Annotated in this window: 25 protein-coding genes and 1 pseudogene; 12 read left to right on the top strand and 14 right to left on the bottom strand. The window is 69.9% G+C overall.

Features of this window, described 5'->3' with window-relative positions:
* Positions 1-851 (bottom strand): alpha/beta hydrolase (locus tag VGE03_RS09560; protein ID WP_331046251.1); only part of this gene is annotated, 851 nt, incomplete at its 3' end.
* Between the two features lie 89 nt (positions 852-940).
* On the bottom strand, positions 941-1,693 hold the full coding sequence (locus tag VGE03_RS09565; protein ID WP_331046252.1) for a 3-oxoacyl-ACP reductase family protein: 753 nt from the start codon (positions 1,691-1,693) through the stop codon (positions 941-943).
* Between the two features lie 122 nt (positions 1,694-1,815).
* Here VGE03_RS09565 and VGE03_RS09570 point away from each other — a divergent pair, with 122 nt between their 5' ends.
* Positions 1,816-2,424 carry a TetR/AcrR family transcriptional regulator gene (locus VGE03_RS09570; RefSeq protein ID WP_331046253.1) on the top strand — a complete coding sequence of 203 codons (609 nt, stop codon included), beginning with the start codon at positions 1,816-1,818 and terminating at the stop codon, positions 2,422-2,424.
* Here the strand turns inward: VGE03_RS09570 and VGE03_RS09575 are convergent.
* Entirely contained in the window at positions 2,411-3,022 is a 612-nt protein-coding gene (locus VGE03_RS09575; protein ID WP_331046254.1) for a TIGR02466 family protein, read from the bottom strand. The two genes, VGE03_RS09570 and VGE03_RS09575, sit on opposite strands and share 14 nt — an antisense overlap.
* A gap of 218 nt (positions 3,023-3,240) precedes the next feature.
* A complete protein-coding gene (locus tag VGE03_RS09580; RefSeq protein ID WP_331046255.1) occupies positions 3,241-3,999 on the bottom strand; it encodes a tRNA1(Val) (adenine(37)-N6)-methyltransferase in 759 nt (252 codons plus the stop codon).
* A 117-nt stretch (positions 4,000-4,116) separates the two neighbouring features.
* Between VGE03_RS09580 and VGE03_RS09585 the strand changes: the two genes are divergently transcribed.
* The 8 genes from VGE03_RS09585 (at position 4,117) to gmk (ending at position 12,063) form a co-directional block, all read left to right on the top strand.
* Entirely contained in the window at positions 4,117-5,133 is a 1,017-nt protein-coding gene (locus tag VGE03_RS09585; RefSeq protein WP_414644925.1) for a polyprenyl synthetase family protein, read from the top strand.
* Between the two features lie 177 nt (positions 5,134-5,310).
* Positions 5,311-5,550: an acyl carrier protein gene (locus VGE03_RS09590; protein WP_092312098.1), complete on the top strand. Its 240-nt coding sequence runs from the start codon at positions 5,311-5,313 to the stop codon at positions 5,548-5,550.
* Positions 5,551-5,761: 211 nt separating this feature from the next.
* Positions 5,762-6,907 carry an MFS transporter gene (locus tag VGE03_RS09595; protein ID WP_331046256.1) on the top strand — a complete coding sequence of 382 codons (1,146 nt, stop codon included), beginning with the start codon at positions 5,762-5,764 and terminating at the stop codon, positions 6,905-6,907.
* A gap of 9 nt (positions 6,908-6,916) precedes the next feature.
* On the top strand, positions 6,917-7,939 hold the full coding sequence (locus tag VGE03_RS09600) for a LacI family DNA-binding transcriptional regulator (protein WP_331046257.1): 1,023 nt from the start codon (positions 6,917-6,919) through the stop codon (positions 7,937-7,939).
* 191 nt (positions 7,940-8,130) lie between these two features.
* Positions 8,131-9,411, top strand: coding sequence for a beta-ketoacyl-ACP synthase II (fabF, locus tag VGE03_RS09605; RefSeq protein WP_331046258.1), 1,281 nt, complete (start codon positions 8,131-8,133; stop codon positions 9,409-9,411).
* 15 nt (positions 9,412-9,426) lie between these two features.
* On the top strand, positions 9,427-10,551 hold the full coding sequence (gene mltG, locus VGE03_RS09610; protein WP_331046259.1) for an endolytic transglycosylase MltG: 1,125 nt from the start codon (positions 9,427-9,429) through the stop codon (positions 10,549-10,551).
* Positions 10,548-11,432: a YicC/YloC family endoribonuclease gene (locus VGE03_RS09615; RefSeq protein ID WP_331046260.1), complete on the top strand. Its 885-nt coding sequence runs from the start codon at positions 10,548-10,550 to the stop codon at positions 11,430-11,432. The genes mltG and VGE03_RS09615 overlap by 4 nt, the downstream gene beginning before the upstream one ends.
* A complete protein-coding gene (gene gmk, locus VGE03_RS09620; RefSeq protein ID WP_331046261.1) occupies positions 11,422-12,063 on the top strand; it encodes a guanylate kinase in 642 nt (213 codons plus the stop codon). The genes VGE03_RS09615 and gmk overlap by 11 nt, the downstream gene beginning before the upstream one ends.
* Here the strand turns inward: gmk and VGE03_RS09625 are convergent, their stop codons facing one another.
* Genes VGE03_RS09625 through VGE03_RS09640 form a run of 4 tightly spaced genes read right to left on the bottom strand, consistent with a single transcriptional unit; the run spans position 12,064 to position 14,391 of the window.
* The gene (locus tag VGE03_RS09625; protein WP_331046262.1) at positions 12,064-12,492 is read right to left on the bottom strand and encodes a DoxX family protein; all 429 of its coding nucleotides are present in this window, start codon (positions 12,490-12,492) and stop codon (positions 12,064-12,066) included.
* Entirely contained in the window at positions 12,489-13,253 is a 765-nt protein-coding gene (locus VGE03_RS09630; protein WP_331046263.1) for a DNA-binding domain-containing protein, read from the bottom strand. The genes VGE03_RS09625 and VGE03_RS09630 overlap by 4 nt, the downstream gene beginning before the upstream one ends.
* Entirely contained in the window at positions 13,250-14,098 is an 849-nt protein-coding gene (locus VGE03_RS09635) for a DUF692 domain-containing protein (RefSeq protein WP_331046264.1), read from the bottom strand. The genes VGE03_RS09630 and VGE03_RS09635 overlap by 4 nt, the downstream gene beginning before the upstream one ends.
* On the bottom strand, positions 14,098-14,391 hold the full coding sequence (locus VGE03_RS09640; protein WP_331046265.1) for a DUF2282 domain-containing protein: 294 nt from the start codon (positions 14,389-14,391) through the stop codon (positions 14,098-14,100). The genes VGE03_RS09635 and VGE03_RS09640 overlap by 1 nt, the downstream gene beginning before the upstream one ends.
* A gap of 162 nt (positions 14,392-14,553) precedes the next feature.
* On the opposite strand from VGE03_RS09640, the gene VGE03_RS09645 reads away from it, so the two are divergent.
* Positions 14,554-15,093, top strand: coding sequence for a sigma-70 family RNA polymerase sigma factor (locus VGE03_RS09645; RefSeq protein ID WP_331046266.1), 540 nt, complete (start codon positions 14,554-14,556; stop codon positions 15,091-15,093).
* Positions 15,083-15,718 carry a DUF1109 domain-containing protein gene (locus VGE03_RS09650; protein ID WP_331046267.1) on the top strand — a complete coding sequence of 212 codons (636 nt, stop codon included), beginning with the start codon at positions 15,083-15,085 and terminating at the stop codon, positions 15,716-15,718. Before VGE03_RS09645 ends, VGE03_RS09650 begins: the two co-directional genes overlap by 11 nt.
* Positions 15,719-15,733: 15 nt before the next feature.
* Here the strand turns inward: VGE03_RS09650 and VGE03_RS09655 are convergent, their stop codons facing one another.
* On the bottom strand, positions 15,734-16,519 hold the full coding sequence (locus VGE03_RS09655; RefSeq protein ID WP_331046268.1) for a crotonase/enoyl-CoA hydratase family protein: 786 nt from the start codon (positions 16,517-16,519) through the stop codon (positions 15,734-15,736).
* A 229-nt stretch (positions 16,520-16,748) separates the two neighbouring features.
* On the opposite strand from VGE03_RS09655, the gene VGE03_RS09660 reads away from it, so the two are divergent.
* Complete coding sequence (locus VGE03_RS09660) at positions 16,749-17,711, top strand: TraB/GumN family protein (RefSeq protein ID WP_331046269.1); 963 nt, start codon at positions 16,749-16,751, stop codon at positions 17,709-17,711.
* Positions 17,712-17,767: 56 nt separating this feature from the next.
* On the opposite strand, the gene VGE03_RS09665 is transcribed toward VGE03_RS09660, so the two are convergent.
* From VGE03_RS09665 to VGE03_RS09685, 5 genes and pseudogenes are all read right to left on the bottom strand, one after another.
* Positions 17,768-18,895 (bottom strand): pyridoxal phosphate-dependent aminotransferase, encoded by a 1,128-nt coding sequence (locus VGE03_RS09665; RefSeq protein WP_331046270.1) that lies wholly within the window; start codon positions 18,893-18,895, stop codon positions 17,768-17,770.
* Between the two features lies 1 nt (position 18,896).
* Positions 18,897-19,763 carry a 16S rRNA (adenine(1518)-N(6)/adenine(1519)-N(6))-dimethyltransferase RsmA gene (gene rsmA, locus VGE03_RS09670; RefSeq protein WP_331046271.1) on the bottom strand — a complete coding sequence of 289 codons (867 nt, stop codon included), beginning with the start codon at positions 19,761-19,763 and terminating at the stop codon, positions 18,897-18,899.
* A 45-nt stretch (positions 19,764-19,808) separates the two neighbouring features.
* Positions 19,809-20,810: a 4-hydroxythreonine-4-phosphate dehydrogenase PdxA gene (gene pdxA / locus VGE03_RS09675; RefSeq protein ID WP_331046272.1), complete on the bottom strand. Its 1,002-nt coding sequence runs from the start codon at positions 20,808-20,810 to the stop codon at positions 19,809-19,811.
* Entirely contained in the window at positions 20,810-22,153 is a 1,344-nt protein-coding gene (locus VGE03_RS09680) for a peptidylprolyl isomerase (RefSeq protein ID WP_331046273.1), read from the bottom strand. Before VGE03_RS09680 ends, pdxA begins: the two co-directional genes overlap by 1 nt.
* Before the next feature lie 101 nt (positions 22,154-22,254).
* A pseudogene (locus VGE03_RS09685) lies at positions 22,255-22,661 on the bottom strand (LPS-assembly protein LptD); the annotation flags it as partial.

Raw genomic sequence — 22,661 nt, forward strand, 5'->3', positions numbered from 1 at the left:
TGGTCCTCGTCGGCCAGCACGACCGACTGCACCGTCAGGCCCGGATAGTGGCGGGACTCCAGCGTGGTCTCCATCCGCCGCACGTCGCCGACCATGTCCGTGTCGGTGGTGTTGCGCCGGTCGGGCCCCGGGACCTCCCAGCCGCCGATGTACATGAAGACATTGGCCTTCAGATCGCGGTGCTCGCGGGCGTAGGCCGCCTCCAGCGTCCTGATGTGGCCCCGGTCGAACCAGAAGGACGGGCTGCCCAGGATGTAGCCGCTGAACAGCTCCGGCTCGGTGAACAGGATCCGGGCGCCCAGCAGGCCGCCGTAGGAGTGGCCCAGCAGGACGCGCCGGGTCGGGTCGGCGCGGAACCGGCCTTCGATGAAGGGGAGGGCCTGTGTCTTCAGGTAGTGCTGATAGGCGGGGCCGCCGCCATGGACGGTCGAGCTTGCGTTTCGCGGACCGTTCGGCGTCGGGGTGTAGTCGCGATTGCGGCTGGCGACCGGACTGTCGTCGCGGGCGTAGGACAGGCCGACGAGGATGAACTCCTCGATCACCGGCCCGTTCAGGTTCAACCGCCGGGCGATCTGCCGGATGATCGGGAAGGCGTAGTCGGCGTCGGTGACATAGACGACCGGATAACGGCGCTGCGGGCTGGTCTCGTAGCTGGCCGGGAGGCTGACGAAGACCTCGTAGTCGCGACCCGAGACCGGGTCCGGCACGGTCCAGACCTGGGTGCCCTTCAGCACATAGGGGGCGCCTTCACCGGCTGCGGATTGCGCTGGGGCCTGGGCGTCGGCCTGTTCCGCACAGGAAGACGCCAGCGTCGCCGCCAGCAGGATCGTCGCAAGACCGATCACCCGCATGCCTGATTCCCCCAAAGCTTCAGCGGGGGAAGCCTCGGGAGGAATGTGGCGACGAGGGGGCGGGCCGCCCCCTCGCGCCGGACGGCGCCTCAGGCGCCGATGCCGCCGTCCACCAGAATGCTGGTGCCGGTGATGTAGCTCGCACCCGGACCGGCCAGGAAGGCGACCGCCGAGGCGATGTCCTGCGGCTGGCCGAAGCGGCCGAGCGCCGTGCCCGCCAGCAGGCCGGCGGCGTTCGGGCCGTCCGCCGGGTTCATGTCGGTGTCGGTCGCGCCGGGCTTGACCAGATTGACCGTGATCCCCTTCGGACCGAGTTCGCGCGACAGGCCCAGGGTGAAGGCCTCCAGCGCCGACTTGGTGGCCGAATACACGGTCACGCCGGCGAACGGCACGCGGTGGGCCAGCACGCTCGAGATCGAGATGACCCGCCCGCCTTCGCCCAGATGGGGCAGGGCGGCCTGGGTGGTCAGAAGGACGCCGCGGATGTTGACGTTCAGCAGGGCGTCGATCTCCTCGACCGTCTGGTCGGCGAACAGGGTCCCGCCGGCGATCCCGGCGTTGTTCACGACGATGTCGAGACCGCCCAGACCGGCGACGGCGCCCTCGACGGCCTTCTTCGGCCCCTCGACCGAGCCGGAGTCGGCCTGCACGGCCACGGCCTTGCGACCCAGGGCGCGGATTTCGGCGGCGACCGCTTCGGCCTTTTCGGCGGACTTTTCGTAGGTGATGGCGACGTCGGCGCCGTCGGCGGCCAGCTGCTTCGCGATGGCGGCGCCGATGCCGCGGCTGCCGCCGGTGACGAGGGCGCGCTTGCCGGAAAGGGGGAGGGAGGAGGCGGTCATGTCGATGATCCTTGATGCGTTCCGCCAATCTGTATCGATTGGTACAGAATAGCTGGGACGCTTGCCTGCGCCGCGCAAGGGATTATGTATCAATCATTCAAAAATAAGGTCCGGAAGCCGCCATGGCGGGACGCCCCCGCAGTTTTGATCGTGACGAAGCCCTGTCCAGCGCGCTGAAGGTGTTCTGGACGAAGGGCTATGCCGACGCGTCGCTGGCGGACCTGACCTCGGCCATGGGCATCAACGCGCCCAGCCTCTACGCCGCCTTCGGCAGCAAGGAGGACCTCTTCCGTGAGGCGGTGCGGCTGTACACCGACACGGAAGGACGCCTGCTGTGGGAGCCGCTGGACGCGGCGCCGACGGCGCGGGAGGCGATCGAGGGCCTGCTGATGGGCACGGCCACGGTCAGCGGTCAGTGCGGGCGGCCGCAGGGGTGTCTGCTGGCCCTGTCCGGGGTGAACCCGGACGCCCTGCCGGACAAGGCGTGCAGCGAGGTGAAGCAGATCCGTGTCGACTCGATGGCCGCGCTGCGGGCGCGTCTGGAGACGGCGCAGGCCGACGGCGAGATCGCCGCGACCGCAGACCCCGCCGCTATCGCCGCCTTCTACCTGACCGTCCAGCAGGGCATGGGCTTCAGGGCGCGGGAAGGCGCGGGGCCGGAAGAACTGACCGCCACCGCCCGGGCGGCCATGCTGGCCTGGGACGGGCTGGCGGGCGTCAGGCGTAGTTGAAGCTGATCGAGATGCGCTCGGTCTTCGCCGCGTTGACCGGCACCTCGTGGCGCAGCCAGCTTTCCCACATCAGGATCGTTCCGGCCTTGGGGGCCAGATAGACGAAGGGCTGTTCCGCCTCGGGCGCGTCGGCGCGGACGCCGGGGCGGGCCATCATCATGGCCAGCCGCGGATCCTCCAGCTTCAGGGCCGAGGCGCCGTCCGGGACCTCCACATAGATGGTGCCCGAGAGGAAGGCGTGGGGGTGGATGTGGCCGGTGTGGCCGCCGCCGGGCTTCAGGATATTGACCCAGATATTGTCCAGCCTCGGCTTGCGGGCGAGATCAAAATTCAGAGCCTTGGCATAGGCTTGCGCGTGTTTATCGAGGTGACGCTTCAGCTCGGCGAACTCCGGCAACCGCACCGGCAGGTCGGTCAGCGAGCCGTAGGAGGTGTAGCCGCGATAGCCGTGCGCCTTGCACCACTGACGCCCCGCCATGTCCTCGGCCGCCAGCATCCGGCAGGCGTCGACCAGCTCCGCATTGAACGCCTCGAAGCCTGCCGAACCGGCGAGGGAGGCTTCATAGACCTGGGTGACGAAGAGGGGGCGCAGGGACATTCGGGTGGCATAGCCGGTGGTGCGACGCTTCGGAAGCCGGAGCGTGGCAAGTGGCTAGTGGCTAGTGGCTAGTGATCAGTGTGTGGCGGCTGATGCGCTGGCGAGAACAGGTCACGCAGCCCCGCCAGCGGCAGCGATCCACTAATCACTAGCCACTAGCCACTTCCAGTCCGCCATTGGCGCCGTAGACAGCGCCACAGCCTGTGGAGCGCAACCCGCTACCACCCCAGCGCCGCCTCGCCCCGCAGGATCGCCTCCGCCTCTGCCGAGTGCTTCGCCCCGCCGCGCTCATGCAGCACCAGCGGCGGCAGCAGCCTCAACGGCGCCTTGCCGGTCTTGATCGCCTGAACCAGCACCCGCTTGGCCGGTTCGTCGGCGAAGGCATGCACCGGCCGGATCGAGAACGACCCCGCCGTCTCGCCGAGGCCCGCCAGCAGGCCCGCGAGCCGGTCGGCGCGGTGGATGACGACGATCTTCCCGCCCTCGCGCACCGACTTCAGCAGGAACCGCGTCCAGGCGCCCAGACCATCGTCGGCCATCCAGGCGCCGGTCTTGCCGGGGGCGGGGGCGCGCAGGGCGTTCGCGTCGTCGAAGAAAGGCGGATTCGACACCGCGCGGTCGAACACCGGCAGGTCCAGCGCGCGGAAGCCCCTCGCCACATCGCCTTCAACAATGGTTGCATCCGCGGCGTTCAGTTCGGCGTTGCGGCGGGCGAGGGCGGCCATCGCCGGATCGCGCTCCAGCCCCGTCAGGGCCACGTCGGGTCGCCGGGCGGCGACCTGCATCAACACCGCCCCCGCGCCGCAGCCCGCCTCGATCACCCGCTCGCCGGGCGCCGCGTCGCAGGCGGCGGCCAGCAGGGCGGCGTCCATCCCGGCCCTATAACCCTTCGCGGGTTGCAGGAATCGCACACGGCCGCCCAGCAGGCCGTTCTCGACGATTTCCGATGCGGATTCAGTGGTGGATGCGACGGTCACGCGGCTTGACCCCTCTTGGCCCGATCACCATTGTGCGCCGCATCGTCGCCGGGCAAGGCGGCGGCTGGATTTTCCGGCGCGATCCTCCTGCCGCGCCGTCTCCTGAAGAGTATTCCGTTGGACGCTGTCACCGTCGCCGAGACCCGCCGCAAGGGGGAAGTGGAGCCGTTGATCCGGCTGTCGCGCGACGACATGGCCGTGGTCGACGCCCTGATCGTCGAGCGCATGCAGTCCGACGTGCCGGTAATTCCGCTGCTGGCCGACCACATCGTCGCCGCGGGCGGCAAGCGCCTGCGTCCGCTGCTGACCGTCGCCGCCGCCCGCGCCGCCGGCGCCCCGAACGGCATGGAGGCCCCGGTGCGGCTGGCCGCCTCGGTCGAGTTCATCCACACCGCCACCCTTCTGCACGACGACATCGTCGACGCCTCGGACCTGCGCCGGGGCAAGGTGGCGGCCCACCTGATCTGGGGCGCCCCGTCCAGCGTGCTGGTCGGCGACTTCCTGTTCGCCCGCGCCTTCGAGCTGATGGTCGAGACCGGCCAGATGCGGGCGCTCGGCATCCTGGCCAAGGCCTCGGCGGTCATCTCCGAGGGCGAGGTGCTGCAACTGACCCGCGCCCACGATCTGGGGCTGGATCAGGACACCTATCTGCAGATCATCTCGGCCAAGACCGCCGAGCTGTTCGCCGCCGCCGCCGAATCCGGCGCGGTGGGGGCGGGCGCGCCCGAAGAGCATGTGCAGGCGCTGCGCGACTACGGCCTGTATCTGGGCCTGGCCTTCCAGCTGGCCGACGACGCCCTGGACTACGGGGGTCAGGCGGCGGATCTGGGCAAGAACACCGGCGACGACTTCCGCGAAGGCAAGGTCACCCTGCCGCTGCTGCTGGCCGCCGCCCGCACCAAGGGCCACGATGACGGCTTCTGGGAGCGCACCATCAACAAGGGTGACCGCCGCGAGGACGACTTCAAGCGCGCTCGCGAGCTGGTTCTGGGCGCCGGCGCGGTCGGGGCGACGATCGACGTCGCCTGGGATTACGCGGACAAGGCCCGCGCGGCCCTGTCGGTCCTGCCGGACAGCGAATGGAAGGCCGCCCTCGAATTGCTGGCCGATTTCGCCGTCAGCCGGGTCGCCTGAGGTCGTTTCAGGCCCGTCCACACGGTGCGTGGGGCTATTTCCCCCCCGTAAGGCTGTGCTAGAGCGCTGCAACCGGAGGGCCTGAGTCTCGTTGAAGACTTGCGCAGCCGTCGCCGTCGTCATACGGCAAGGATTGAGACAACAGCCGCCCCGGCGGCATCAGAAGGCAGAGACATCATGTCCGATACCCTGGAACGCGTCCGCAAGATCGTTATCGACCACCTGGACGCCGATCCGGACAAGGTCACCGAAAAGGCCAGCTTCATCGACGACCTGGGCGCTGACTCGCTCGACAACGTCGAACTGGTCATGGCCTTCGAGGAAGAGTTCGACATCGAGATCCCGGATGACGCCGCCGAGCACATCCAGACCGTCGGCGACGCCGTGAAGTTCATCGACGAGAAGCTGGCGGGCTAAGCCCCACCGGTTCTTTCGAACGGTACAGAAACCGCCGCGCAGCCGAAGGGCCGCGCGGCGGTTTTGCGTTTCGGGGTGATTTTTCCTATTGTGATTTATCGTTAAACCAAAAATAGCGGGGGAGAGGCGTCGGTCTCCCCCGGCGCCGCCCTGAGGCCGGCCACGCGTCCCTTCACGCAGGCCGGCCTCTTTTTCCTTCGGGCCTATCCAGATGACCCCAGACATTCGATCCGCACGACTGGCGACCCGACTGGCCTTTCTGGCGGGCGGCTACGGTCTGGCGGGCTGGGCGCCGCTGGTGCCCTTCGCCAAGGTGCGGCTGGGCATAGACGAGGGCATGCTGGGCCTGTTGTTGCTCTGCCTCGGCGTCGGCTCGGTTCTGGCCATGGGCCTGACCGGCGTGCTCAGCGCCAAACACGGTCCCCGGCCGATCATCGTCGTCAGCGGCCTGCTGATGGCCGTGGCCACGCCCTTCCTCGCCATCGCCGCCGCGCCGCTGACGCTCGGCGTGGCCCTGTTCGCCTTCGGCGCGGGGCTGGGGTCGCTGGACGTGGCGATGAACATTCACGCCGTCGAGGTCGAGAAACGCGGCGACCGGCCCCTGATGTCCGGCTTCCACGCCCTGTTCAGCATCGGCGGCTTCGCCGGCGCGGGCGTCGTGACCCTCCTGCTGTCGCTCGGCCTGTCGCCCCTGATCTGCGCCCTGACCAGCGCGGTGGTCGTGGCGGGTGCCATTCTCCTCGCCTGGCCGCGCCTGATGGTGTCCGCCCCTGCCGAGGAGGGGACGCCCCTGTTCGCCGTCCCGCGCGGGGTCGTGCTGCTGCTGGCCCTGCTGGCGGCCTCCACCTTCCTGACCGAGGGCGCGATCCTCGACTGGAGCGCCCTGCTGCTGACCGGCGCGGGTCTGGTCCCCCTGTCGCAGGGCGGCGTCGGCTACATCGTCTTCGCCCTGGCCATGACGACGGGGCGCCTCGTTGGCGACGGGGTGACGGCCAGGATCGGCGACTTCCGGACCCTGTTGTGGGGCGGGATCGTCGCGCTCGCCGGCTTCGGCGTCCTGCTGCTGGTCCCGGTTCCGGTCATCGCTATCAGCGGCTTTGTTCTGATCGGCCTGGGCGCCTCGAACATCGTGCCGGTGCTGTTCCGTCTGGCGGGATCGCAGACCGCCATGCCGTCGGGCCTGGCCGTCGCGGCCATCACCACCACGGGCTATGCAGGCATTCTGGTCGGTCCGGCGGGTGTCGGCGCGGTGGCCCATCTGGTCGGCCTTCCGGCGGCCTTCTGGGGGCTTGCCGCCCTGCTGGCCCTGGTCCCACTGTTCGCCCGCGTCGTGACCGCCTCAGGTCGCGAGGGATAGGCCATAGACATGAGCAGGGTGCAGCGGGATCGGGTCAGGCTTGAGGACGTGGCGCGCGCCGTCCGTGTCTCGGCCATGACCGTCTCCAATGTCCTGAACGACCGGGGCCGGGTCAGCGAGGACACCCGGGCGCGGGTGCGCGAGGCCGTCGCCGCCCTCGGCTATGCGCCCAATCTGTCCGCCAGCCGTCTGGTCGGGGCCAGCCTGTCGCGGGTCGGGGTCATCTATCCGGCCAGCGACTCCATCTTCCTGACCGGCCTTGTCGCCGCCATCGCCGCCGAGGCCGCGGGCAGGGGGCTGCAGCTCATTCTCAGGCCCGCCGCCCCGGAAGATCTCGATATGATCGTGCTGGCGCGGGAGGCGATCAACGCGGGCGCGGAGGCCCTGATCCTGATCCCGCCCTTCGCCGAGCGGCTGGACGCCGAGGCGCGCGGGGCGATTGCGGTCCCGGTCGCGGGGCTGGTCACCGCCGGCGCCATGGTCGGGATGGCGACGGCGCGCATCGACAATGAAGCCGCCTCAGCGGCCCTGACCGCCCTGCTGATCCGGGCCGGACATCGCCGCATCGGGGTGATCACCGGCCCGATGGATCATTCCGACAGCCTCGCCCGGCTGAACGGCTACCGTCAGGCCCTGCGCGACCACGATCTGCCGGTCGAGGCCGCTCTTGAGGCCCCCGGCGATTTCGGCTTCACCTCGGGCATCGCGGGCGCCGAGCGGCTGCTGGCGCTTCCGGCGCCGCCCACCGCCATCCTTGCGGCCAATGACGAGATGGCGGCGGGCGCCCTGTGGGTGCTGAACAGCAGGGGACTCCGTGTGCCCGACGACATGGCCGTCTGCGGCTTCGACGACACCCTTCTGGCCACCCGCGTCTGGCCGACCCTGACCACGGTGCGCCAGCCGCTCGCCGCCCTGGCCGGTCAGGCGCTGGAAGACCTGATGAAGGCCTTCCGCAACCGGGGCAGCCCCTTCATCGGCGCCGACACCGTCCTGCCGTTCGAACTGATCGAGCGGGAGTCAACGCTCGGCTAGCGCTCTCGCCGCGCACTCGCTGTCTGGCCGGGTCGCGAGTTGATGAGCTCCGGTTCACCCCCGGCAAAGTTCACGTTGCTTTCGGCCAGGCCGTCAGGACGCGTCGGGGAACGTCGTTGTCACGCCCGCCTAGCGGTCCCGCTCCCCACTCACTATTCTCCCGCGCGAGATTCACTGTGAAGGATGCAGGAATGCGTCGCGTCGTCGTTACCGGCCTTGGCCTCCTGACCCCGCTCGGCTGGGGTGTCGAGCATACCTGGAAGGGTATCGTGGAAGGCCGGTCCGGCATCGGGCCCATCACCGCCTTCGACACCGAGGGCTACGGCTGCACCATCGCGGGCGAGATTCCGTCCGTGGACGGCCGTGGCGGGGGCGTGGCGGGCGAGCCCGGCGTGTTCGACGCCGAGAAGGTCATGTCGGCCAAGGACCGCAAGCGCGTCGACGACTTCATCGTCTACGCCATCGCCGCCGCCGACGAAGCGCTGGCCGACGCCAACTGGAAGCCCGAGACCGACGAGCAGAAGGAGCGGACCGGGGTCATGGTCGGCTCCGGCATCGGTGGTCTGGGCCCCATCGCCGACACCGCCATCGTGCTGAAGGAACAGGGCCCGCGCCGGGTCAGCCCCTTCTTCATCCCCATGTCGCTGATCAACCTGACCTCGGGCCAGATCTCGATCCGCCACGGGCTGAAGGGGCCGAACCACTCGGTCGTGACCGCCTGCGCCACCGGCGCCCACGCCATCGGCGACGCGGCCCGGATGATCGCGCTGGACGACGCCGACGTCATGGTCGCGGGCGGGGCGGAGAGCTCCATCGTGCCGATCGGCATCGCCGGCTTCCTGGCCTGCAAGGCCCTGTGCACCGCCTTCAACGAGACGCCCGAGAAGGCCAGCCGCCCCTACGACAAGGACCACGCCGGCTTCATCATGGGCGAGGGCGCCGGGATCATGGTGCTGGAGGAGTACGAACACGCCAAGGCGCGCGGCGCGAAGATCTACGCCGAGGTCGTCGGCTACGGCATGTCGGGCGACGCCTATCACATCACCGCCCCGTCCGAGGACGGCGAGGGCGGCCAGCGCGCCATGAAGGCGGCGCTGAAGCGCGCGGGCCTGCAGCCGTCGGACCTGGACTACGTCAACGCCCACGGCACCTCGACCATGGCCGACTGGATCGAGCTGAAGGCCGTCGAGCGGCTGGTCGGCGATCACGCGAAGAACCTGGCGGTGTCCTCGACCAAGTCGATGACCGGTCACCTGCTGGGCGCCGCCGGCGCCATCGAGAGCATCTTCTCGGTCCTGGCCATCCGCGATCAGATCGCCCCGCCGACCATCAACCTGGACAATCCGGAGATGGAGACCCCGATCGACCTGGTCCCGCACAAGGGCAAGCCGATGAAGATCGACGTCGCCATGTCCAACAGCTTCGGCTTCGGCGGCACCAACGCCTCGGTCATCTTCAGGAAGGTGGACTGAGTGTTCGGTCGGGGGGTGGAAAAGGGTTCGCCCGGGCGCAAGACGGCGTTCCTGGCCGCGACCGCGACCTTCAGCCTGTTCCTGATCGCCGCCCTGGTGGCGGCGTGGAGCGTCTTCTATGCGCCCGGACCGTCGGCGCGGCAGGGCGATGTGACCATCGTCACCCTGCCCAGCGGGGCCGGGGTCAGCGCCATCGCCGCCAATCTGAAGGCGGCGGGGGTGATCCGCTCGACCGACATGTTCAAGGCCGCCGCCAGCATCACCGGCGCCGACCGCAAGCTGCGGGCCGGGGAGTATGAGGTGCCGTCCGGCGCCTCGCTGCGCTCGGTGCTGGCGCTGCTGGTCTCGGGCAAGGTGGTGCGCCACTACGTGACCCTGCCGGAGGGCTGGAGCTCGGCCCAGGCGGTGGACATCCTGATGCGCCAGCCGATCCTGACCGGTGAGATCGGCGACGTGCCCGAAGAGGGCAGCCTGTGGCCCGACACCTATGAAATCTCGCGCGGCGAGACCCGCGCCTCGGTGATCGCCCGGATGCAGCGGGCCCGCGACGACAACCTGGCCCGGCTGTGGGCGACGCGTGGTCCGAACAGCGTGGTGCGCACGCCGGACGAAGCGATGATCCTGGCGTCCATCGTGGAGAAGGAGACCGCGGTGGCGACCGAACGCCCGCGCGTGGCCGCCGTCTTCTCGAACCGCCTTCGCTCGGGCATGCGGCTGGAGAGCGACCCGACCATCGTCTACGGCATCACCCGCGGGCGTCCGCTGGGCCGCGGCCTGCGCCGGTCCGAGATCGACCAGCACACCGACTGGAACACCTACCAGATCGACGGCCTGCCGCCGACGCCGATCGCCAACCCGGGCCGCGACGCCTTGGCGGCGGTGCTGAACCCGCCGGTCAGCGACGACCTGTTCTTCGTCGCCGACGGCAGCGGCGGTCACGCCTTCGCCCGGACCTATGACGAGCATCTGGCCAATGTCGCTCGCTGGCGCGCCATCGAGCGCCGCCGGCAGGGGCTGCCGCCCGAGCCCGCCGTTCCGGTCGTGCCGCAGGCAACCCCGGACGGCGTCCCCGCCGGCGTGCAGGTCCCGCCCGGGGCGCAGGTGATCCGGGTGCCGCAGCAACCGGCGGCCGCGCAATGAGCCGCCTGTCCGGCATGACCGGTTTCGGCCGGGCCGACGGGGCGGACGGCGACTGGAGCTGGTCGGTCGAGGCCCGCTCGGTCAACGGCCGCAACCTGGAGGTCCGTTTCCGCGGCCCGCCCGGCTTCGACAATCTGGAGCGTCTGGCCAAGACCTCCGGTCAGGCGAAGCTGAACCGGGGGCAGGTGACCTTGGGCGTCCAGGCCAAACGCAGCGAGGCCGGGGCGGCCGCCCTGAAGGTCAACGAGGCTGTGCTGGCCCGCTATCTGCAGCTGGCCAACCAGCTGGCGGAGGAGGGGGCCGTGCCGCCCTCGGCCGATGGCCTGCTGGCCCTGCGCGGCGTGCTGGAAGCCCCGGAAGACGAGGACGACGCCGAGACCCGCGCCGCGGTGGAGGCGAAGATCGCCGCCAGCATCGACGCGGCGCTGGACGCGCTGAAGGTCTCGCGCGAGCGGGAAGGCGAGCAACTGCTGCCCGTCATCACCGGCTTCGTGGACCGGATCGAACAGCTGGTCGCGGCCGCCGAGACCGAAGCCGCCGCCCAGGTGGAGGCCATCCGCGAGCGCTTCACCCGCCGGATTACCGAACTGGCGCCTGACGCCCCGGGGCTGGAGGACCGCATCTTCCTCGAGGCCGCGGCGCTGGCGACCAAGGCGGACGTGCGCGAGGAGCTGGATCGCCTGACGGCGCACATCGCCTCGGCCCGCACCCTGTTGCAGCAACCCCCCGCCGGGCGGAAACTCGACTTCCTGATGCAGGAATTTATGCGCGAGGCGAACACCCTCTGCTCGAAATCGGCTACGACCGCGCTCACCGGAATCGGCCTTGAGCTCAAGGCCGTCATCGAACAGCTCCGCGAACAGGTCCAGAATGTCGAATGAACGCACGCCCCGCCGGGGCGTCCTCCTGATCGTCGCCAGCCCCTCGGGCGCCGGCAAGACGTCGCTTTGCCGCCGCCTGATGGCGGACCACGGCAAGCTGGAGCTGTCGGTGTCCATGACCACCCGCGGCATCCGCCCGGGCGAGGTCGCCGGGCGAGACTATCACTTCGTCAGCCCCGAGGAGTTCCAGCGTCTGATCGACGAGGACGCCTTCCTGGAATGGGCCGACGTGCACGGCAACCGCTACGGCAGCCCGCGCGCGCCGATCGACCGGGCGCTGGCCGAGGGCCGTGACGTGCTGTTCGACATCGACTGGCAGGGCGCCCGCGACATTGCGCACAAATGCCCGGAGGACGCCGTGCGCGTCTTCATCCTGCCGCCCAGCCTCGAGGAACTGCGCCGCCGCCTGGTGACCCGCTCGCAGGACGCCGAGGAGGTCATCGAGCGCCGGATCAAGAACGCCAAGGGCGAGATCGAGCACTGCGACGCGTTCGACTATGTCTTCGTCAACGACGATTTCGACCGCAGCTACGCCGAACTGGCCCACATCTACCACGCGGAACGCAGCCGCCGCCGCCGGAACCTCTGGGTCGACGGCTACCGCAAGGCGCTGCTGAACGAGGCCGTCTGATCAGTCGAGCTTCAAGAGGCGGTCCAGGCTGGCTGCGCCGGGGCCGCGCGCGATCAGATAGGCCAGAGGCCCGGCCCACAGCAGATGGGTGGGCCACCCGGTCGGAATGACGAACAACTGGATCACCAGCGTCATGAACAGCAGGCCGAGGGCGGCTGACCGGGTCAGCAGGCCCGTGACCAGCAATACCGGCAGGATGTGCTCCGCGCCGGTCGCAAGCGTTGCGGCGAGATCGGGCGGGAGCAGCGGGACGCGGTACTCTTCCGCGAACAGGTAGCGCGTGCTGTCGGTGATGGTGAACACGCCGTCGACCTTGGTACGGCCGGACAGGAAGAAAGGCGCGGCCAAACCCACACGCAGGAGCAGGGCCAGGGGCCAGTCCGGAACCGCGGCGGTCACACGGGCCTGAAGGCGCGAAAGCATGGTCATGAGCGTCGATCCTGCGCGGAAGGGCTGCTGAAGAGGCCGTCCCGGAGCAGACGGCTGAAGAGCGAGGGAAGGTCTGGCGAGGGCCGTGACGCGCTGGCGGTCAGGGCCGCGACCCCGAACGGGCGGCCTTTCCGGCAGGCGTCCAGAAAGACCCATTCCGAACGGGACAGCCGGCGAGCCCTGACTGCGTCATCAGGTCGGTAGATCAGCAGGCCTTCCGGCTCGGGACGCCAGTCGAGGTCGCCGGCGCCGTCGGGGTAGCGGTGGGTCAGCCAGAGCGAGGGCGCGGTCCAGTCGAACCAGAATATCCGGACGGACGGGTGCAGGCGGGCGGGCCGGCCAGTCAGGGCCAGCCCCGCGGCGCTGGCTTCCACGACGCCCAGGAGCGGGGCGTCGGGCGCCAGATGCGCCTCGGTCCACGCGCGGTCCAGACGGGCGACCGGAGCGAGGAAGGGCATATCGCGCGCAGGCTCAAACGTGGCGAGCCAATCGGGGAAGCCGGAGCCGAAGTCGGCGAGGACCGGGTCGTTGCCGGGATGAGCCTCGACGAATTCGCGCGCAGCAGCCCTGAACCATTCGCGGCCGACCAGTTCCGAGACCGTGGGGAAGTTGGCCTCAAGGGCCTCGATCCGGCCCCGGACAGCCGTATTGCGATAGACGGCGAGAGCGCCGAGCGTGCGATCATTCGGCTGCAGGTCTGGCCATATCGCGTCGAACCGGCCCTCCAGCGCGAGCGAGAACGCCTGATGGAATCGGGTCATGCCGCCAGCACCCTTTTGGTCAGGATGTCGGAGGCGCGCGCCTGCTCCCTGAGCAGTTCACCGAAGGGCGGCACCTCGGCATCGCGTTCCACGAGGGTCGGGCGCGGGCCGGTCCGATAGACCAGCCGGGCGTACAGGGACCAGACCGCTTCGCTGACCGGAGCGTCGTGGCTGTCGATCAGCAGGGCCTCGCCCCAGACCGGGTCAGGCCGGTGACCCGCCAGATGAATTTCGCCGATCAGGTCGGCGGGCACGCGATCCAGCCAGTCTTCGGCCGACAACCCCATGTTGCGGGCGCTCAGATAGACGTTGTTGACGTCGACCAGCAGGCCGCATCCGGTGCGACGGCTGATCTCGGTGAGGAAATCGACCTCGTCCCAGTCATGACCGGCCAGCGGCAGGTAGGCCGTGGGATTTTCAAGCAGGAGCGGTCGCCCGAGCGCGGTCTGGGCCTCGTCCAGGTGATCACAGACGAGCGTCAGCATCTCCCGGTTGCGGGGGATGGGAAGCAGGTCGGGATGATAGACACTGTCCCGTCGTGACCACGCGAGATGTTCGGAAATGAGGAAGGGGTCAAACCTGTCGATCAGGGTGCGGAAACGCTTCAGGTGCGTCTGATCGGGCCGTTCGTCGCCCGCGATGGACAGACCGACCCCGTGCAGGGACAGGGGACGGGCGGCCCGAACTCTCTCCAGCCACGCCAGACGGGGGCCCCCGGGAACCATGTAATTCTCGGGATGAACCTCGAACCACAGGCCGGCTTGCGACCCGACCGTCGGACAGGCCGCGGCCTCGGCGAAATGCTGGGGCTTGAGACCGAGCCCGGCGGTCGGGTGCGCGGTCATCAGCGGTTCGGAATCGCGGTCAGCGAACCATTGCCGCGCGGCGTCCGGATTCCGGTGCAGGTGCCCTTGGCGACCAGCTTCCAGGCATTGCCCTGATAGTCGCGGGTCGAGGTGCCGGCGCAGGTGGTGCCGGGGCCGGCCGCGCAGTCGTTCTGACCGGCTCGGGCGATGCCGTAACACTTCTCCTTCTCGTTCTCCTGCGCCTGGGTCGGGCGGGTCTGGGCGGCGGCGGCGCTGACGCCGAGGACCAGCAGGGCGCCGGAGCCCGCGATGAGGGCGGCTTGGGTCTTCATGGGAGTGTCTCCTCAGGCGATCGATCCGGACTGGAGCGATCTGACGCCTGAGGGTTCGCCGCGCGGAGCCGGAAGGTTACGGATCGGTCGCCTGAATAATTTTCGGGGACGGGCTCCGGTCGGTGTAACCTTTGGCGGGGTCCGCGCGAATGAGAGGGCGTGGTGGACAGGGAAGCCGAGCTGAAGCGTCTGATGTTGCGGGGTCTCGATGGAGACGCCGTGGCCTGGCGCGAGCTGTTGACGGCCCTGCGTGGGGCCCTGACGCCCTTCTTCCGTCGCCGGCTCGGTGGGCTGGAGGCGGATGTCGAGGATCTGGTGCAGGACGCCCTGATCGCCATTCACGCGAAGCGGGCGACCTACGATTCCGGTCTGGCCTTTACGGCCTGGGTCTATGCGATTGCGCGGTACAAGCTGATCGATCACTTCCGCCGGCGCGGAAGGCGGGTCGCGGTTCCGCTGGAGGATTCAGGCGTGTTGCTGGCCGAGCATTCGGTGGAGGACGGCGTGGTGCGCCGAGACCTGTCTCGGGTGCTCTCCATCTTGCCGTTGCGCCAGAGGCGGCTGATCGAGGACGTTCGCATCGGCGGATACAGCCTCGCGGAAGCCGCGGCGCGTAACGGCTACTCGGAAGGAGCGGCCAAGGTGAGCGTGCACCGCTCAATGAAGGCCTTGTCCGCCAGTGTGGTGCCCCATGAAGACTGATGACCTGATCGACGCACTGGCGATCGGCCTTGAGCCGAGCCGTCCGGCGCGTCTGGATGCGAGGATGATCGCTCTGGCGGGGCTGGCGGCGGCGCTGGCGTTGGCGCTGATCCTCGGCGTGCGTCCGAATCCTGGCGACATCCTGACCACGCCCTCGATCTGGCTGAAGGGCCTCTACACCGCCCTGCTTGCGACGGGGGCGCTCTGGCTGGCGTTCCGGCTTGGCCGCCCCGGCGCCGGTGCAAAAGGGCCGCTGATCCTCCTGGCGTCGGTGGTCGGCGTGGCGGTGATCTGGGGCGCCGTGGAGCTGATGATGACGCCGTCGGGCGAACGCATGGCGGACTGGCTGGGACGGACCTGGACCATCTGCGGCCGAAACATCCTGATGCTGTCCGCCGCCGCAGGGGCGCCGACCTTCCTGTCCGCCCGGAAGCTGGCCCCGACCCGGCCCGTGGCGGCGGGGCTGGCGCTGGGTCTGGCGTCGGGTGCGATCGCCGCCACGGCCTATGGCGTGTTGCACTGTCCGGAAGCCACGGCCGCCTTCGTGGCGACGTGGTATTCCCTCGGTATCGCCGGGGCCGGCGCGGTCGGCGCGCTCGCGGGTCGCTACGCCCTTCGCTGGTGAGACCGTCGTCGGGGGTCAGTCCGCGAAATTCGGCGACCGCTTCTGCAGGTTGGCCATCACCGCCTCCATCTGGTTGGGGGTGGCGATGAGGGCGGCCTGTTCGACGCTTTCGGCCAGCAGGACCGGGCCCACGCCCTCGTCACGCGCCAGATTGGCCAGACGCTTGGCGCCGCGGACAGCGTCCGGATTGCGCGCGGCGATCTGACGGGCCAGCGCCATCGCCTCGGCGTGGGGATCCTCGGCCAGACGGGTGACGAAACCCAGGTCCACGGCCTGTTCGCCGGTGAACTCGCGCGCGGTGTAGATCAGCTCGCGCAGCACGTCGTCGCGCACCAGACCGCGCCACAGGGCGAACCCGGCCATGTCGGGGACCAGACCCCATTTCATCTCCATCACCGACAGGCGGGTGTCGGGACGGGCGATGCGGATGTCCGCGCCCGAGAAGACCTGCAGCCCGCCTCCGAAGACGATGCCCTGACCGGCCGCGATCACCGGCACGGGCAGGGTGCGCCAGCCCCAGCCGGTCTGCTGGAACAGATTGGCCAGGCCGTGGGTGCGGGTGACGATGTCCAGGCCTGCGCCGGCCAGCCCGGTCATCGTCTCCATGTCCAGCCCGGCGCAGAAAGCGCGTCCCTCGCCGGACAGCACCACGGCCCGCAGGCCGGGCAGGGCCGCCAGCCGCGCGGGCCCTTCGGCCAGGGCGTCCAGCATGGCCTGATCGAGGGCGTTCAGCTTGTCGGGCCGGTTCAGGCGGACGTCGGCGACGCCGTCATGGAACTCGATGCTCAGGCGCTCGGTCATGGCTTTCCCCTTGGACAGGGGGACAGTCGTAGAGGGCTTACCGCGGGGAAGGGAAGATGGCCGATTTGGAAAGTTTCCTTGTCGCTGTGTAAAAGGTGCTTGACGTTACCGCGAGCGCATAGGTAAAGCTTCCTTGTCAAAACGACGCGGGAGCTTGTCATGATAACCTACAGAACCGGCTGACACGGTCCCGCGACCGCATCCCAACATCTTGAAAAGGAATACGATAATGACTCTCCAGACCGTTCTGGGGCGCGCCGCCTCACGCCTTGAATCCGCCGCCGCCGGTCTCGTGATCGGGCTGGCCGCCGGGGCTGTCCTGCTGGCCGGACAGGCCCATGCAGCCGAAGCTCCCCAAGCCGCGCCGGCCCCGGTCGCCCGGGCCGCGGGCGAAGGCCCGGCCCTGTGGGTGGTGCGGGACGCGGACTCGACCGTCTATCTGTACGGCACCATCCATATGCTGAAGCCGGGCACGGCCTGGGGCTCGGACAAGGTCGACGCCGCCTTCGACAGCGCCTCGGAGCTGTGGCTGGAGGTGACCAATCCCGACGACCAGAGCGAGCTGGGGCCGCTGTTCCAGCAGTACGGCGTCTCGCCGGATCGCCCGCTGTCCAGCTGGCTGACGCCGGACGAAAAGGCGCGGGTCGATGCGGCGGTCGCGGGCATCGGCCTGTCCCCGGCGCAGGTCGATCCGGTCCGCCCGTGGTTCGCCGCCCTCATGATCGGCACGGGACCGCTAAAGGCGGCGGGCTATGACAGCGATCTGGGCGTGGAGCTGAACCTGCGGGCCCGGGCCCGGGCGGCGGGCAAGCCGGTGCGCGGCCTGGAGACGGTCGGCCAGCAGGTCGGCGGCCTGGCCCGCATGAGCGACGAGGGCCAGATGGTCTATCTGCGCCACTACCTGTCCACCTGGGATCGCGCCGCCGCCGATCTGGATACGGCCGTCGCGGGTTGGCTGACGGGGGACGAGGCGGCGATGGCCCGCTTCACCTACGAGACCGGGCGCGGCATCTCGGAGGAGGCCCACCAGGTCTTCCTGGCCCGCCGCAACGCCGACTGGGCCGACCAGATCCAGACCCTGATGCAGGGCTCGGGCGTCAGCTTCATCGCCGTCGGCGCCGCCCATCTGCACGGCGACGACCGGGTGCAGGACCTGCTGGCCGCCCGCGGCCTGACGGTGACCCGGCTCTAGGCGGGGCTGAACAATGGACGGGGCCGTTCCGGGAGGGGCGGCCCCTTGTTCGTTTGCTAGCGCCGCGCGAACCACGGCTCCATGCGTCGCAGGGCCTCCTCGATCTCCCCGGTGGAGACGGCGAAGCTGAAGCGCATGAAGCGGTGGCCGTGGACCGGGTCGAAGTCGACGCCCGGCGCGGTCGCTACCCCGGTGTCGCGCAGCAGCTGTTCGCAGAAGGACAGGCTGTCGTCGGTCAGGTGGCCGATGTCCGCCCAGATGTAGAAGGCGCCGTCGGGCGGGGCGATGGAACGCAGGCCCAGCGCGGGAAGGGCGGCCAGCATCCGCTCGCGGTTGCGGGCGTAGGTCGCGACGTGGCCTTCCAGAACCGCGTCCTCGTCCATGGCTGCAAGGCCGGCGTGCTGGGCCAGGGACGGGGCGGTCAGGAACAGGTTGCCGATCAGGGCGCGGCATTGGGACAGCAGGGCGTCGGGCGCGACCAGCCAGCCCAGCCGCCACCCGGCCATGCTCCAGTATTTGGAGAAGCTGTTGATCACGAAGGCGTCCGGGGCGAACGACAGCATGGACGGGGTCGGGCCGACGTAGCTGAGGCCGTGGTAGATCTCGTCGGACAGGATGCGGATGCCGCGCTCGGCGCAGACGGCCGCGATGGCGGCCAGTTCGTCTTCGGCGATGATGGTCCCGGTCGGATTGGCCGGGCTGGCGACGATCAGGCCCTTGGGTGCGGGCTCCAGCGCGGCGACGGCGGCGGCGGTCAGCTGAAAGCGCACATCCGGGCCACAGTCGATCTCGACCGGGACCATGTGCAGGGCCTTGATGGTGTTGCGGTAGGCGACATAGCCGGGGCGGGCCAGGGCGATCCGGTCGCCGGGGGCGAAGGCCGCCGACAGGGCCAGCACGAGCGCCGGCGAGGCCCCGTTGGTGATCAGGATGTTGTCGGGATCGACCGTCGCGCCGTAGCGGTCGGCGTAGAGCCGGGCGATCCGCTGGCGCAGGGGCGCGCTCTCCCAATAGCCCATGGCGTCGGTGTCCAGCACCTGATGGGCCGTGGCGAGGGCCGCAGGCGGGGCGCCGGTCGACGGCTGGCCGAACTCCATGTGGATGATCGACCGGCCCTCGGCCTTGAGGGCGTGGGCCAGGCGGCTGATGCCGATGGCGCGGAACGGATCGATGTCGGCGGTCACGTCAGGTCCGCTTGCGGCGCATCAGGACGGCGCCGCCGTCGGTCGGGGCGGTCGGCTGGGCCTGCCCCGCGTGGGCGCGGGCCAGCCGCAGGAAGCCCTCCAGATCGATCACCTCGGCCCGGTCCTCCGGCGAAATCCCGGCGGCTTCGCACAGCTCGGCGCCGCCCAACTGTTTCAGGCTGGAGCGCAGCATCTTGCGGCGCTGGCCGAAGGCGGCGGCGGTGACCCGCTCCAGCGCCTTGAGCAGTTCGCGGTCCGGACGATCCTCGCGCGGGACCAGATGCACCACGGCGCTGGCGACCTTCGGCGGGGGCGTGAAGGCGGCGGCGGGCAGGTGCATGACCAGTTTCGCCTCGGCCACCGCCTGCGAGATCACCGCCAGACGGCCGTAGGCGTCGTCGCCCGGCCGCGCCACGACGCGCTCGGCGACTTCCTTCTGGAACATCAGGGTCAGGGAGGCGGGCGTCCAGGGCCCGGTCAGCCATTTGATCAGCAGCGGCGTGCCGACGTTGTAGGGCAGGTTGGACACCAGATGCGCCGGGCCCTCGACCAACTGGTCCTCGCGCACGTTCAGGGCGTCGGCCTCGACTACAGTCAGGCGGCCCGCGCCGTCGTCCAGCTCACTGAGCAGGGGGATGAAGCGGGGGTCCTTCTCGACCAGCACCACCTTGCCCGCGTCGCTTTCCAGCAGGGCCCGCGTCAGCCCGCCGGGGCCGGGGCCGACCTCGATCACCGGACGGCCCTCGAACGGCCCGGCGAAGCGCACGATCTTCCGCGTGACGTTCAGGTCCAGCAGGAAGTGCTGGCCGAAGCTCTTCTTGGCGGCGAGCCCGTGGGCGTCGAGGTGTTCGCGGAGGGTCAGGTCCATGGAGGGGTTCATAGCCATTCCTCCCCCGCAGGGGGAGGAATAAGTCTACCCCGCCCGCGCCGCCGCCATCACTCCGGCCAGCCGGATCGCGGCGATCAGGCTGTCCGCCCGGGCGACGCCCTTGCCGGCGATCTCGAAGCCGGTGCCGTGGTCGGGCGAGGTGCGGACGACCGGCAGGCCCAGGGTGGCGTTGACCCCGCCCCAGAAGTCCAGCGTCTTCACCGGGATCAGGGCCTGGTCGTGGTACAGGCAGATGGCGGCGTCATAGGTCGCGCGCGCCTCGTCATGGAACATGGTGTCGGCGGGCAGGGGGCCGGCGACGGTCAGGCCCTCCTCGCGCAGGGCGTCCAGCGCCGGGCCGATGACCTCGATCTCCTGCAAGCCCAACGCCCCGCCTTCGCCCGCGTGGGGATTGAGGGCGGCGACGGCCAGCCGGGGGCGGGCGATGCCGAAGTCGCGCTTCATCGATTCATGGACGACGCGGGCGGTGCGCTGGATGCGCTCGGCGGTGACCAGTTCGGGGACCTCGGCCAGCGGCGAGTGGATGGTGACCAGACAGGCGCGCAGGTCCTTCGCGGTCAGCATCATCACCGGGCCGCGCACGCCGCTGAACGGGGCGTCGGCGGTCAGTTCGGCGATGAACTCGGTGTGACCCGGGAAGCGGAAGCCTGCGGCGTAGAGGGGCGCCTTGGCGATCGGCGCGGTGACGACGCCGGAGGCATCGCCGGACAGGGCCAGATTGACCGCCTGTTCGATCCAGTCGGCGACCGGGCCGGCGTTGGCCGGGCTGGGGACGCCGGGCGTGACGGGAGCGGGCAGGGGCTGGTCCAGCACCGGTATGGCGCGGGCGAAGACGCCGGCCGCCTCGCTGATGTGCGGGATGGGCTGGATCGGCTGGCCTTGGGCGCGCAGCAGGGCGGCGTCGCCGATGACGGCGAAGACGGCCCCCTCGGTCTTCAGGGCGGCCCAGGCGCGGGCGATGATCTCGGGCCCGACGCCCGCCGGTTCCCCCATCGAGAGAGCCAGCGGCGCGGCGGGCGCGGTCATCACTGCTTGTACTCGATCAGGGCGTCCTCGCGCAGGTCGCGCATGTAGCGGCGGCCCAGGGTGGCGAGGGTCTGGCGGAACAGCTGGCTTTCGACGGCGCGGGCGTCCGGAACCTCGGTCCCGCCCACGCGACGGCCGCAGACGGCCAGCAGGTGAACGCCCAGCGGGGTGCGGACCGGCGAGCTGACGCTGCCGATCTCGGCCGAACGGGCGACCTGCTGGAACTGCGGCGCCAGGTTCTGCACGTCCGACTCGCCCAGGTCAGCGCCCAGCAGGCCCTGTTCCGAGCGGGCGCGGCCCAGCATGTTGTCGCAGGTCAGTTGCGGGCGGATGGCCTCCAGACGCTGGCTGGCGGCGGCGACGTCGGCTTCGGTCGCCGTTTCCGGCAGCTCGACCATTACCTGCTTCATCGACACCAGGCTGGCCGAGGCGCCTTCGCGCTTGTCGCGCATGTAGATGATGTAGACGCCGCCCTCGACCGGGATCGGACGCGACAGCTGGCCGGGGGCCAGCTGGTCCAGCGCCTGCTGCAGGGTCGGCGAGATGGTGCCTTCGACAACCCAGCCGGCGTCGCCGCCGCGGGTGGCCGAGGGAGCCGCCGAGAACTGCTGGGCGACGGCCTGGAAGGGCGCGCCCTGGACCATCTGCGAGACCAGCTGGTTGGCGCCGTTCATCGCGGCCTGCTGCCCGCCGACGCGGCTGGCCTCGATGTAGATTTCACCGATCAGGTACTGCTTCTTGGTCGCCGCCTCGTTGATCTGGCGCAGGGCGGCGTCCACGGCGCCGCGGCTGACGCGGGCGCGGCTCTGGAAGCGGCCGCCGACCAGCTGCTGCCAGCCGATCTGGGTGCGCAGCTGTTCGCGGAAGGTCTGGGGACGGATGCCGCCCTGGGCGAGGTACTGCAGGTAGTTTTCCGAGGTGGTGCCCACTTCCTGGGCCATGGCCGCGATCTCGCGATCCACTTCCTCGTCGCTGACGACCAGCTCCTCGTACTTGGCGAGCTCCTGGTTCTGCAGGCGCTCGTCGATCAGGGCGTTGATCGCCTGTTGCTGGATCGCCGGAATGTTCTCCGGGGTCGGCTGCACCTGGGTCATGGCGATCAGCAGCAGCATGCGCTGACGCAGGTCGTAGCCGGTGATGACGCTGTCGTTGACGGTGGCCAGGATGCCGTCGGCCAGCTGGAAGGTCGGGGCGGCGGGCGGCGACTGCGGGGTCGCTGACGGGGCCGCCGGGTTCAGTGCGCCTGCGGCCGCCGGCTGTTGGCCCGGCGCCGTTTGCGCCACAGCCGATCCGGCCAGGAGGGCGGCGATGGCCACGCCCGTCAAGTAACGCTGAAAACGCATGCTAGTCCCGATTCCTCAAGCGGCGCCCGCCGGTTGTTCCCGGCTCCGCGGTCAACCGCGCGCCCCGAGTCGCGCGACGCCGGGCGCCCTTCGCCCTGTCCTTACCCTGTACCGCCGAAAGTGGCGAGGTTTAGGCGGATGTAGAGCCCCTCCGACGGCCCGCTCGGCCGCACGCGGGTGTTGTCCCGGCGCCAGCCCAGTTCAAAACGAAAGCAATCGTCGTCGAAGAGCAGGCCCACTTCCGACCGGATCACGATGTCGCGTTCAAGATCGGCGATGCCGGACGCCGCCACGCCCCAGTTGCCGTAGACGAACTGTTGTCCTGTCAGCTGCACAAACTCGTAATTCCGGTTCTCCGGCCCGGCGACGGGATTGGACCGATCGACGATGTAGCTGACCGACGCGAGGTTGCGCCGCCCCCAGCGCCCGTCGATCGCCGCCTCTGCGCGGCGTACGTCGCCTGAGGAGTCGATCGTGGCGTGCGCCCAGCCCCTCACGCCTTCCGAGG

The organism is Brevundimonas sp. (assembly GCF_036400995.1).
Taxonomy (GTDB): Bacteria; Pseudomonadota; Alphaproteobacteria; order Caulobacterales; family Caulobacteraceae; genus Brevundimonas.